This is a genomic window from Bacillus paralicheniformis, from assembly GCF_001042485.2.
Classification (GTDB): Bacteria; Bacillota; Bacilli; order Bacillales; family Bacillaceae; genus Bacillus; species Bacillus paralicheniformis.
Map to the genome: position 1 here is coordinate 171584 of NZ_LBMN02000004.1, position 12470 is coordinate 184053.

A 12470-nucleotide genomic window follows, 5' to 3' on the forward strand; every position below is an offset into this window, starting at 1 on the left:
CAGTATAGTTACAAACTAATATCAGCAAGTTTCTTAAGGATTGTTACTGCTTTTGCAGGCAAAACCTAAGTTGCGTACAGCTTTCTGGGACATCGTCCCATTCAAGCCGGCGTAATTTAGGTTTTTTTTATACCCAAAATGAGGAGGTGATGTGAGATTCCGAGGATTCATTGCGGTTCCAAGCCAATAAAAAAGCCGGGTGAAGGCGGCCACCTTCAGTCCGGCAGATTCCCCCAAAAGAGGAGGTACTCATATGGATTATAATAAAGTATCGAAGGACATTTTACAACTCGTGGGCGGTGAAGAGAACGTACAGAGCGTGATTCACTGCATGACAAGACTGCGTTTCAACCTTTATGACAATGCGAAGGCAGACCGCGCGAAACTGGAAAGTCTTCCGGCTGTAATGGGCACCAACATCAGCGGCCAGCAGTTTCAAATCATCATTGGAAATGATGTCCCTAAGGTGTACAAAGCGATCATTGCCAACAGCGGGCTCAGCGATGAAAAAGCGGGCGAGCAGCAAGCCGGCAAAAAGAAAAACGTGCTGTCCGCCATTTTTGATGTGATATCAGGCGTATTTACGCCGATTCTCCCGGCGATTGCCGGAGCGGGTATGATCAAGGGGATCATTGCTATCGCCGTCACGTTCGGCTGGATGAGTGAAAATAGCCAGGTCCATACCATTTTATCGGCTATCGGCGACGGAGCATTTTACTTCCTGCCGATTTTGCTGGCGGTCAGCGCCGCGAGAAAATTCGGCAGCAATCCTTATGTTGCGGCGGCGATCGGAGCGGCGATTCTGCATCCCGATCTGACAGCGCTCCTCGGTTCAGGGAAAAGCATTTCTTTTGTCGGATTGCCTGTAACCGCTGCCACTTATTCGTCCACAGTCATTCCGATCCTGCTCGCGATTTGGATTGCATCTTACGTTGAGAAATGGATTGACAGAGTCACCCCGACTTCGTTGAAGATGATTTTTGTACCGACACTGACGCTGCTGATTGTGGTGCCTGTCACATTAATTACAGTCGGTCCGCTCGGTGCGATTGCAGGGAACTATCTGTCAATCGGTGTGAACGGTTTATTTGAAAACGCCGGTTTAATCACGATGATCCTTTTAGCCGGAACGTTTTCTTTGATCGTCATGACAGGAATGCACTATGCTTTCATTCCGGTTATGTTCAACAACATTACGCAAAACGGCTACGATTATTTGATACCTGCGATGTTCTTGGCGAATATGGGGCAGGCTGGCGCGTCATTTGCCGTCTTCCTGCGATCCAGAAATAAGAAATTCAAATCATTGTCGCTGACGACAAGCATCACGGCTTTGATGGGGATTACAGAGCCGGCGATGTACGGTGTCAACATGAGGCTGAAAAAGCCGTTTGTTTCTGCGCTTCTCGGCGCCGCTGTCGGAGGTGCATTTTACGGCATCACCGGCGTAGCAGCATATATTATTGGCGGAAACGTCGGTTTGCCGGGAATTACAACGTTTATCGGTCCGACTTTTATACAGGCCATGATCGGGATCGTCATCGCGTTCTTTGCCGCTACAGCGTTTGCTTTTGTATTGGGATTTGAAGACATTCCGTCAGATGAAGCCGATGAACCGGCGGCTGCTTCTTCTACGACTGGCGGTAGTGAAATTATTCAAAGCCCGCTGAAAGGCGAAGTCAAAGCATTGAGTGAAGTGGATGATGCGACATTTTCAGGAGAAGTCATGGGAAAAGGTGTTGCCATTGAGCCAGAAGAAGGCAAAGTGGTGTCGCCTGTATCAGGCACGATCACGACCGTTTTTCAAACGAAGCACGCCCTCGGCATCACTAGCGACAATGGGGCAGAAATTATTATCCATATCGGAATCGATACGGTGAAATTGAACGGTGAGCACTTTACCGTGCATGTCAATAAAGGAGACGCTGTAAAGCCGGGAGACCAGCTTGTCTCATTTGATATGGATGCGATTAAGGATGCAGGCTATCAGTTAATCACGCCGGTTATCATCACAAATACGGACCGGTACCAGTCGATCAAGTCTTTGAAAACAGATGAAAGCGTTGACATTGAGGAAGCGCTGATCGCGCTGGCGTAGAGAGAGGAAAGCTCGACAAATTTGGATGAGGTGAAAGGATATGACTGAACAAACGAAAAAATTCCCTGATGGTTTTTTATGGGGCGGAGCGGTTGCCGCAAACCAAGTAGAAGGCGCCTATAATGTCGGCGGAAAGGGGCTCTCGACAGCTGATGTGTCGCCGAACGGGGTTATGTATCCATTCGATGAGTCGATGGAGTCATTGAACCTGTATCACGAAGGCATCGATTTTTACCACCGCTACAAAGAAGATATCGCTCTTTTCGCCGAAATGGGATTTAAAGCGTTTCGGACATCGATTGCCTGGACGCGGATTTTTCCTAACGGTGATGAAAGTGAACCGAATGAAGAGGGACTCGAATTTTACGATCGCCTCTTTGATGAGCTATTAAAATACAATATTGAGCCAGTCGTGACGATATCCCACTATGAAATGCCGCTCGGTTTAATTAAAAAATACGGAGGCTGGAAAAACCGGAAAGTGATCGAGTGCTATGAACATTATGCGAAAACGGTTTTCACCCGCTATAAAGACAAAGTGAAATATTGGATGACGTTCAACGAAATCAACATGGTCCTGCATGCGCCGTTTACAGGCGGTGGCCTTGTATTTGAAGAAGGCGAAAACCAGTTAAATGCGATGTACCAAGCGGCGCATCATCTATTTGTTGCAAGCGCCCTTGCGGTAAAAGCAGGCAAGGATATTATTCCGGACGCTAAAATCGGCTGTATGATTGCCGCAACGACGACATACCCAATGACGCCAAAACCGGAAGACGTGCTCGCCGCGATGGAAAATGAGAGAAGAACGCTGTTTTTCTCGGACGTACAGGCACGCGGAGCTTATCCGGGCTATATGAAGCGCTTCTTTAAGGAAAATGGAATTGCGATTGAGATGGCTGAAGGTGATGAAGACATTCTGAAGGAAAACACAGTCGACTATATCGGTTTCAGCTACTACATGTCAATGGTTGCGAGCACGAATCCGGAAGATTTGGCAAAAACGGGAGGCAACTTGCTCGGAGGGGTTAAAAACCCGTACCTTGAATCGTCCGAATGGGGCTGGCAGATCGACCCTAAAGGAATCCGCATTACGCTGAATGCATTGTATGACCGCTATCAAAAGCCGCTTTTCATTGTTGAAAATGGGCTCGGCGCCGTCGATGTCGTCGAAGAAGACGGTTCGATACAAGATGACTACAGAATCAACTATTTGCGCGATCACTTAAAAGAAGTAAGAGAAGCGATCGCAGACGGCGTCGACTTAATCGGCTACACATCATGGGGCCCGATCGACTTGGTCAGCGCATCCACCGCCGAAATGAAAAAACGCTACGGCTATATTTATGTCGACCGTGACAATGAAGGAAACGGCACGTTTGCAAGAACGAGAAAGAAAAGCTTTTACTGGTATAAAAAAGTGATCGAAACGAATGGCGAGAGTTTGTGATATTTAAAATGGCTGTCCTTTACAGGACAGCTTTTTTCTCTGTAGCGCATGAAAACGATTTGCTATACACTTGACTTAGAAAAAAGACAAAAAGTGCGGTGAGGCAAATGTTTAAACTGCTGTTGATCGAAGACGATGAATCGCTGTTTCAGGAAATAAAAGAACGGTTAACCGGGTGGTCATACGAGGTGTACGGCATCGACGATTTCAGCGAAGTGATGCAGGAGTTTGCGGCGATTAAGCCCGATTGCGTCATTATCGATATTCAGCTGCCGAAATATGACGGGTTTCATTGGTGCCGGCAGATCCGTTCCCGTTCCAACGTTCCGATTCTCTTTTTATCTTCGCGCGACCATCCGGCTGATATGGTCATGTCCATGCAGTTTGGAGCAGATGATTATATTCAGAAACCGTTTCATTTTGACGTGCTGATTGCCAAAATCCAGGCGATTTTCCGCCGTGTTTACGACTATAATACGGAGCCTGAGATTCTGAAGAAAGCGTGGTGCGGTGCAACCGTTGATCCCGAGCAAAACCGCGTCAGCAATAAGGCGGGGTCGATCGAGTTGACGAGGAATGAAATGTTCATTTTAAAACAATTGATCGACCAAAAAAACAAAATTGTCAGCAGGGAAGAATTGATGAGAAGCTTATGGAACGATGAGCGTTTTGTCAGCGATAACACGCTGACGGTCAACGTAAACCGTTTGAGAAAAAAACTGGATACCTTGAACTTGGGGCAATATATTGAGACAAAGGTCGGCCAGGGCTATATGGCGAAAGAAGAAGGATGATGAGAATGCTGAAAGCGTTTTTGACCGAGAGGCGAAGCTGGATCGCCATATTTGTCTTGCAGCAGATCGTCTTTCTGTTTATCGCTTATGTCGATTCATCCATTCCTTTTGCATCGATTTTATATATGACCTATTTGTCTTCATTTATTTTTATCGTTTTTGTACTTGTCCGCTTTCGGAGGGAAACGAAGTTTTATAAAAGCCTGGAAGAATGGGATCACAATCTCGATGTGACAAACATTCGAGAGGCGGAAACGCCTTTCGAAACGATGATTGAAAAAAGCATAGCCGAACAAACGAAACAGTTAAAGCAAGAGGCGGCGCAGCATCGCCTGGCATTGGAGAATGAAAAAGATGAGCTCATGGCCTGGATACACGAAGTCAAAACGCCGCTTACCGCCATGCATTTGATCATGGAGACGATTGACGATCAATCATTAAAATCGAGACTCGACTATGAATGGCTGCGCGTTCACCTGCTGCTCGATCGCCAGCTTCATCAAAAGCGGATGTCGTTTATCGAAAATGACTTGTCTCTTGAAGCTCTAGAGCTCAAACCTTTAATCTTTAAAGAACTAAAAGATTTGCAATCATGGTGCATTCCAAAAGGGATCGGGTTTGATATACAGCTTGAGGCCGGGGAAGTGCTCAGCGATGCGAAATGGCTGTCTTTTATCATGAGGCAGCTGCTGACAAACGCAGTGAAATACAGCGAAGCATCCGATATTTTGATTAAAAGCTATGAACAAGATGGCCAGGTGCATCTCGCAGTTCAAGATTTTGGACGGGGCATCGATCCAAAAGATATACCGCGTGTGTTTGACAAAGGTTTCACATCAACAACGGAGCATCATGATCAGGCCGCCACGGGAATGGGGCTGTATTTGGCGAAAAAAGCGGCAAAGCCGCTCCTGATTCATATCGAGGTTGATTCTAAACCAGGAACGGGGACAACCTTTACGCTGATTTTTCCGAAGCGGAACGAATTTTCCCGTGTGCTTGGCGTGTGACAAAAGTGTCACACGCTTTTCTTTTTTGTTCGCTGAATCGAAGGAAAACGGCTGTCCTCCTTTCTATAATAAAAATATCCAGTCAAAAGGAGATTTTAAAAATGATGATTTTAGAAGCGAAAAAAATACGAAAAAGCTATGGAAATAAGCACAATAAACACGAAGTGTTAAAGGGAATTGACATTCAGATCCAAAAGGGTGAATTTGTCAGTATTATGGGCCCGTCAGGTTCAGGCAAAACAACATTGCTCAATGTTCTGTCCTCTATTGACCAGGTGAGCGGCGGAACGATTAACATCAACCAAGCTGAGATGACGAATCTGAAGGAAAAACAGCTTGCTGAATTCAGGAAGCAGCATTTAGGATTTATCTTTCAAGAATACAATTTGCTCGATACGCTGACAGTGAAAGAAAATATCCTTCTGCCGCTGTCGATTACGAAAATATCAAAAAAAGAAGCCGGTCAAAAATTTGAGGAAGTCGCGAAAGAATTAGGCATCTTTGAGCTGAAGAATAAATATCCGAATGAAATTTCCGGCGGGCAAAAACAGCGCACATCAGCAGCCAGGGCGTTTATTCATGAACCGAGCATTATTTTCGCTGACGAACCGACCGGTGCGCTTGATTCGAAATCCGCATCAGACTTGTTAAACAAGCTGAGCCAGTTAAATCAAAAGCGCCGGGCCACAATCATTATGGTCACCCATGATCCCGTCGCCGCGAGCTTCTGCAGCAGAGTGGTTTTCATTAAAGACGGACAAATTTATACGCAGCTGAATAAAGGCGGACAAGACAGGCAGATGTTCTTTCAGGACATCATGAAAACGCAAGGCGTGTTAGGCGGGGTTCAGCATGAGTATTAATCAGCTGATCTTCCGCAACCTGAAAAAGAATATACGGAACTATTACCTTTATGTGTTTGCGTTAATCTTCAGCGTGGCGCTTTATTTTGCGTTTGTTACGCTGCAATATGATCCGGCGATCGATGAAGTGAAGGCATCGATAAAAGGCGCAGCGGCTTTGAAAGCAGCTTCCATTCTTCTAGTGGCAGTAGTAGCAGTTTTTATTTTGTATGCCAATACGATTTTTATTAAGCGGCGCAGCAAAGAAATCGGTTTATTCCAGCTAATCGGCATGAGGAAGCAAAAAATCTTCCGCATTTTAAGTTTGGAAAATGTCATGCTGTATTTCGGCTCTTTGGTCATTGGGGTGTTTGCCGGGTTTTCGATCTCAAAGCTCGTGCTTATGACTTTATTTAAAATAGTAGATGTTCAAGCTGAAACCGAATTGAATTTTTCCGGAGAAGCGCTTGTGCAAACTGTCATTGTATTCTGCGGAATCTACCTGCTGGTGATGGTGATGAATTATACGTTTATCAAAAAGCAAAGCATTTTATCATTATTTAAAGCGACATCAGCTACGGAAGATAAGGTAAAGAGAATATCCGTTTTTCAAATGATCATTGGTTTATTGGGCATCTTGTTTATTTTGTCGGGATATTACATTTCTACTGAGTTGTTCAGCGGAAAATTCAAGACCATAGATGAGCTGTTTTATGCGATGAGCTTTATTCTCGGTACCGTTATCATCGGAACGTACTTCTTTTATAAAGGATCGGTCAGCTTTGTCTCCAACATCATCCGCAAAAGCAAAGGAGGCTACTTAAATATTTATGAAGTGCTGTCCCTTTCATCGATCATGTTCCGGCTGAAATCAAACGCTCTATTATTAACGATCATCACCACTGTTACGGCACTGGCGATCGGTTTGTTATCCTTGTGCTATATTTCGTACTACTCTGCAGAGAAAGCCGCCGAACAAAATGTGGCGGCTGATTTCGCTATGACAAATCAAAAGGATGCAAAACGGTTCGAACAACTATTGGATGAAAACAACATTCCATACAGCAAAAAAGAAATTCATGTCATTCAGGCGACTTTCAATCTGGAACAAGTTGTCGAAGGGGATCCTGAAAATATGGCTGGCGACCCGGGGAAATTACCTCTTGCTGTGGTCAGCGATGCACAAATTGACGGGATTGACGTGCATAAAGGAGACGTCATTTTCTCAGGGTATACCGACCTTCTCCAGAAATTTATGGCTTTAAAAGAGACCGGTGCCGTAAAGGTAAAGAGCAGGCATGAGACAATCCCATTAAACTATATAGGCTTGAGAAAAGAGTCGCTCTTATCCTTCAACTTTACCAGCGGCGGATTGCCTGTAGCCGTTGTGGATGATGCGCTGTTTAAACGTCTGAGCCAAGACAAAGATCCAAAATTACAGCAGAAGTCGAGTCTTTTTTACGGGATCAATTTAAAAGATGAAGATCAGATTCAGCAGGCAAATGAATTGTTTGCAACAGTGAATCAAAACGATCAGCATTTATCGCTCCTCGATGCAAGCACAGCTCAAAAATCGCTTTTCGGACTTGCCATGTTTATCGTAGGATTTCTAGGACTTACGTTTCTGATCACATCAGGATGCATCCTTTACTTTAAACAAATGGACGAAAGCGAAGATGAGAAACCGAATTACACGATCTTGAGAAAACTTGGTTTCACGCGCGGGGATCTTCTGAAGGGGATACGAATCAAGCAAATGTATAATTTCGGAATTCCATTGGTTATCGGCCTGTCTCACAGTTACTTTGCTGTCCAATCCGGCTGGTTCTTATTCGGAGCAGAGGTGCGGACGCCGATGATCATCGTGATGGTGCTGTACACCGTTCTGTATTCTATTTTCGGTTTGCTGTCCGTTCTTTACGGTAAGAAAGTGATCAAGTCGGCGCTGTAGCTGAGCCGTGTGGAATCTCGTGCAGGTCGGCGGCAAACGATGACCCTATATGGAGAAAAACTTCTTGACCATATTGAACATCATCCGCCGGTTATTTTTAGAAAAGCATAATCAAAAGCCCATCGGATGAGTCCGATGGGCTTCCTCATATTTCCTACAGCTCAACCTTGTAGAGTGTTTGCTGCTGTCCGCCGCCCGGGCCGCCCCTTGCGCCCTGTTGTGCGGAGCGGTCTGTATTGTTCGTGGTACTGTTGTATTCATCAGACGAAATTTCGGTTCCGTTTTCTTTAATCCAGGAGACGAGCTCACTGTTGCCTGAGTTGTCACTGATTAGAAAGTATTTTATTTTTCCTTCTTTGACGAGGTTTTTCAGCTCACTGACCGACAAGATCGGATCTGTGCCGTTGAAGCCTCCGAGCGCCATGACATTTTCGTCGGCATTAATGATATACGGAGCTGCGGTTACCGTTGTCAATGTCGCGAACAGGTACTCTTCGCCGGTATTATTTTTCCGGAGGTATGTGAGCAATCCTGTGTCCACATCCGAGCTGAACATTCCGCCTCCGTTGGAGCTTTGCAGCTGAGGCCCCGATTCAGGAAGAACGCTGTTTCCTCCGTAAAGGATCGGTGTTGCCGACCAATAGACCGGTGTCAAAAGAAACACGCACAAGCTGATGATGGTGAGCTGCTTTCCGAATGGATGACTTCGCTTCAGCATCAGTAAGGCGATGGTGACACCCAGCCCCAAGAGGCCCATGACATACATCCAGGCGCTGCCGATTTGGCTTGTATATGCGCTTAAAATATACACTTGGAATGCTGCCGTTGTCAGAACGGCCGCCGGCAGCAGATAGCTTGCCCAGTCTTTGTGACTTTTGTAAAGGCCGTACATCGCGTACCATCCGATTCCTGACAGTGCGGCGATCGGCGGTGCCAGCATAATCAAGTAATAGTGGTGAAAGAATCCGGCGATGCTGAAGAACCCGGCAACAGGAACGAGCCATGCAGCCCAAAAGATTGTTTCTTTCATTTCGCCTGCTTTTCCACGGCGGCTGCGGAGCCAGCTGATGATCATGCCGAGCAGTCCGAATAATGCGAATGGAAGCATCCAGCTGATTTGGCCCGATAAAGCAGATTGGAAGAGCCGCAGGGGTCCTGCGTCACCGGTGCCGAACATGTTCATGCTTTGTCCGCTGCCTTGACCTGCACCCGGTCCGCCATTGCCACCGGGCCCGCCGTTGCCTCCACCCGGTCCGCCTCCGGTTGGCGGCTGACTGCCGCCGTTTGCTCCTTGAGAACCGTCATCGGTCGCGTTGCCCGCAGCCGGCGGCTGCATTGCACCGTTTTGTCCATCGGAGCCGTCGGATGAACGGCTTCCGTCTTGAGTTTGCGCATTGCCGTTGGTCGCGCTGCTTGCACCCGGCGGCTGCATCGCGCCATTTTGTCCATTGGAGCTGTCGACTGCATTGTTCCCGTTCTGAGTGTGTGCATTGCCGTTCGGCTGCTGCATGTCTCCTCTAAAACCGTTCATATCGCCGCGGACGTTGCCCGTCGTCTGGCCGAGCAGCCGCTCTGTGCCGTTGTAGCCGAAAGCCAGTTCAAGCACGGAGTTGGTTTGACTGCTTCCGACATACGGGCGGCTGTCGGCCGATGTATAGTCGACAGCAAGCGCCCAAGAAAGCGAAACGCCGGTGAGAACAATAAGCGATAAAACAGCGGACACAATTTTTTTCTTCCAATTCGCATGGGCCGCGATGAGATAAAACAGCAAGAACGCGGGAAGCACCATGAATGCCTGAAGCATCTTCATATTGAACCCGAGGCCGATGAGGCCAAATGCAGCGAGCAGCCAGAGCAGCCTGCCTTGTTTGACCGCCTTCATCAGGCACCATGTACCAAGAAGGAGCGTGAAGACGAGCATGCTGTCGATATTATTCGTCCGGCTTACGGCAACCGCGATCGGCGTCAGCGCCATCACCAGCGCTGAAATGCGGGCGGCTCCTTTTCCGAATTTCGGTTTAATCAGTGCGTATAGCAGATAGACGGAACCCGCACCTGCAAGCGCCTGCGGCAAAATCACACTCCACGTATGCACGCCGAAAATTTTCGCAAATATGGTCTGAATCCATAAAACGAGGGGCGGCTTATCTACTGATACGAATCCGGAAGAGTCGAATGACGCAAAGAAGAAATTGTGGAAGCTTTGCGTCATGCTTTTGACCGCCGCCAAGTAATACTGGTTGGCGGCATTGTCCTGCCAAATGTTATATGTATTCAGAATAAGAGCTGCCAACAAAATCAGAATCAGAGTGACATCAAGTTGTTTGTTTTTTATTTTCATCATCACTTTCACCTCTTTATGTTCCCTATTCTAGAAGAAAAATATGAACAAGTTATGAATAAAAAGAGAACAATCTATTTTTGTTTGAATGGAAAAAAATAAATATTTTTTGGAAAAAGGTGTGTACTTTTTTCTTTTTGCGCTGTATACTGTACTACAACAGAAATTAAAAACATAAAACTGTTCTATAAAAAGGAGAGTGACACAAATGAGCTTGAAAAGTCCGATGGAATTTTTCAGAACGCTTCCAAAAAAAACTTGCCCTGAATGCGGTGAAAAGATGGAGGAGCAGGCTGAATCTTACTTTATGGAATGTGAGCGCTGTCTTTCCAAAAAAGGCGAGTAAGCAAACTGTTTTATAACAATGCATGTAAAGGGGTAGGGAGACATGAAAACAGAGGAGAAGAGAACTCAGATAACCGGATCGATGAATCCGCAGTATGAAGAGATTTTGACAAAAGAAGCGCTGGAGTTTATCGGACGTCTTGAACGACATTTCGGGGGAAGAAGACGGGAATTGCTGCATTTGCGAACGATCAGGCAGGCTGAAATTGATCAAGGGAAGAATCCCGGTTTTTTGGCGGAAACGAAGCACATCCGCGAGGCGGACTGGACGGTCGCGCCGCTCCCCCGGGATTTGGAGGACCGCAGGGTTGAAATCACTGGCCCGGTCGACAGAAAAATGGTCATCAATGCTTTAAATTCAGGAGCCAAAGTCTTTATGGCCGACTTTGAAGATGCGAACTCGCCGACTTGGAAAAACTGCATTGAAGGCCAGGTTAATTTGCGGGACGCGGTTCGCGGGACGATTTCTTTTACGAATGAACAGGGCAAACGCTATGAGCTGAAAGAAAATCCCGCCGTCATCATTGTAAGACCGAGGGGATGGCACTTGGAAGAGAAGCATGTGCTGATCGGCGGCAAGCCCGTGTCAGCAAGCCTGTTCGATTTTGGCCTTTATTTTTTCCATAACGCAAAAGAGCTGATCAAAAAAGGAAGCGGCCCTTATTTCTACCTTCCAAAAATCGAAAACCATCTGGAAGCAAGGCTGTGGAACGACGTATTTGTTTATGCGCAAAACGATTTGCGCATTCCGCAGGGCACGATTAAAGCGACGGTTCTCATTGAAACGATCCTGGCGGCTTTTGAAATGGATGAAATCCTCTATGAATTGAAGGAGCATTCAGCCGGACTTAACTGCGGCAGGTGGGATTATATTTTCAGCTTTATTAAGAAATTCAGGAACAGGGAAGAAGTCATTCTTCCAGACCGCTCAGCCGTGACGATGACGGTTCCAAACATGAGAGCGTACTCCCTCTTGGCGATTCAAACGTGTCATAAACGCAATGTCCATGCGATCGGGGGAATGGCGGCGCAAATTCCCGCTAAAGACAAACCTGAGATCAATGAAGCCGCATTTGCCAAAATCCGCGAAGATAAGGAACGTGAAGTAAAAGACGGACATGACGGAACATGGATCGCGCATCCCGGCATGATTCAAACGGCGCTCGATGTATTCAATCAGCATATGCCGTCGGCGAACCAGATTCATAGAAAGCGGGAAGACGTAAAGGTCGAGGAAAAAGACTTGCTGGAAGTACCGCAAGGCCGGATTACAGAAGCAGGCGTCCGTACCAATATCAGCGCCGGCATCCGCTATTTAGCTTCATGGCTGTCGGGCAGAGGCGCCGCTCCGATCGACCACTTAATGGAGGACGCAGCAACGGCGGAGATTTCCAGAGCCCAGCTTTGGCAATGGATTCGCCATCCGAAAGGGGTTCTTGACGATGGCCGGAAAGTCAACGCCGAAATGGTCAAGATGATGAAAGAGGAAGAAATGCAAAAAATCTTCGAAGAAGCCGGCATAGAACATTTTCGGAGCGGCCGGTTCGAAGAGGCCGGACAGTTATTTGAACAGCTGATTTTGGATGATGAATTCGCGGAATTTCTAACGATACCCGCTTATGAAAAAATATGATGGGGG

General features: G+C 46.8%; 9 protein-coding genes. 8 read left to right on the forward strand and 1 reads right to left on the reverse strand.

The window, feature by feature from the left end; all coding sequences use genetic code 11:
* The first annotated feature begins 253 nt into the window (after positions 1 to 253).
* The 6 genes from ACH97_RS03205 (at position 254) to ACH97_RS03230 (ending at position 8145) form a co-directional block, all read left to right on the forward strand.
* Positions 254 to 2098 (forward strand): beta-glucoside-specific PTS transporter subunit IIABC, encoded by a 1845-nt coding sequence (locus tag ACH97_RS03205; RefSeq protein WP_020453512.1) that lies wholly within the window; start codon positions 254 to 256, stop codon positions 2096 to 2098.
* Positions 2099 to 2138: 40 nt separating this feature from the next.
* Complete coding sequence (bglH, locus tag ACH97_RS03210; RefSeq protein ID WP_020453511.1) at positions 2139 to 3548, forward strand: aryl-phospho-beta-d-glucosidase; 1410 nt, start codon at positions 2139 to 2141, stop codon at positions 3546 to 3548.
* Positions 3549 to 3655: 107 nt separating this feature from the next.
* Positions 3656 to 4342, forward strand: a complete 687-nt coding sequence (locus ACH97_RS03215) for a response regulator transcription factor (protein ID WP_020453510.1) — start codon at positions 3656 to 3658, stop codon at positions 4340 to 4342.
* A gap of 5 nt (positions 4343 to 4347) precedes the next feature.
* Complete coding sequence (locus ACH97_RS03220) at positions 4348 to 5352, forward strand: sensor histidine kinase (RefSeq protein WP_020453509.1); 1005 nt, start codon at positions 4348 to 4350, stop codon at positions 5350 to 5352.
* A 101-nt stretch (positions 5353 to 5453) separates the two neighbouring features.
* A complete protein-coding gene (locus ACH97_RS03225; protein WP_020453508.1) occupies positions 5454 to 6215 on the forward strand; it encodes an ABC transporter ATP-binding protein in 762 nt (253 codons plus the stop codon).
* Positions 6205 to 8145, forward strand: a complete 1941-nt coding sequence (locus ACH97_RS03230; protein ID WP_020453507.1) for an ABC transporter permease — start codon at positions 6205 to 6207, stop codon at positions 8143 to 8145. The genes ACH97_RS03225 and ACH97_RS03230 overlap by 11 nt, the downstream gene beginning before the upstream one ends.
* A 154-nt stretch (positions 8146 to 8299) precedes the next feature.
* On the opposite strand, the gene ACH97_RS03235 is transcribed toward ACH97_RS03230, so the two are convergent.
* Positions 8300 to 10480, reverse strand: coding sequence for an ArnT family glycosyltransferase (locus ACH97_RS03235; protein ID WP_162264441.1), 2181 nt, complete (start codon positions 10478 to 10480; stop codon positions 8300 to 8302).
* Between the two features lie 214 nt (positions 10481 to 10694).
* Between ACH97_RS03235 and yhfH the strand changes: the two genes are divergently transcribed.
* Both yhfH and aceB read left to right on the forward strand, forming a co-directional pair.
* Positions 10695 to 10832, forward strand: a complete 138-nt coding sequence (gene yhfH / locus ACH97_RS22690; RefSeq protein WP_023856901.1) for a protein YhfH — start codon at positions 10695 to 10697, stop codon at positions 10830 to 10832.
* A gap of 42 nt (positions 10833 to 10874) precedes the next feature.
* Positions 10875 to 12464, forward strand: a complete 1590-nt coding sequence (aceB, locus tag ACH97_RS03240; protein ID WP_048350093.1) for a malate synthase A — start codon at positions 10875 to 10877, stop codon at positions 12462 to 12464.
* Positions 12465 to 12470 lie beyond the last annotated feature (6 nt).

What these genes read in the sequence shown, in the direction of transcription:
- ACH97_RS03205 (WP_020453512.1), top strand. Translation starts at nt 254, where the DNA reads ATGGATTATAATAAAGTATCGAAGGACATTTTACAACTCGTGGGCGGT.
- bglH (WP_020453511.1), top strand. Translation starts at nt 2,139, where the DNA reads ATGACTGAACAAACGAAAAAATTCCCTGATGGTTTTTTATGGGGCGGA.
- ACH97_RS03215 (WP_020453510.1), top strand. Translation starts at nt 3,656, where the DNA reads ATGTTTAAACTGCTGTTGATCGAAGACGATGAATCGCTGTTTCAGGAA.
- ACH97_RS03220 (WP_020453509.1), top strand. Translation starts at nt 4,348, where the DNA reads ATGCTGAAAGCGTTTTTGACCGAGAGGCGAAGCTGGATCGCCATATTT.
- ACH97_RS03225 (WP_020453508.1), top strand. Translation starts at nt 5,454, where the DNA reads ATGATGATTTTAGAAGCGAAAAAAATACGAAAAAGCTATGGAAATAAG.
- ACH97_RS03230 (WP_020453507.1), top strand. Translation starts at nt 6,205, where the DNA reads ATGAGTATTAATCAGCTGATCTTCCGCAACCTGAAAAAGAATATACGG.
- yhfH (WP_023856901.1), top strand. Translation starts at nt 10,695, where the DNA reads ATGAGCTTGAAAAGTCCGATGGAATTTTTCAGAACGCTTCCAAAAAAA.
- aceB (WP_048350093.1), top strand. Translation starts at nt 10,875, where the DNA reads ATGAAAACAGAGGAGAAGAGAACTCAGATAACCGGATCGATGAATCCG.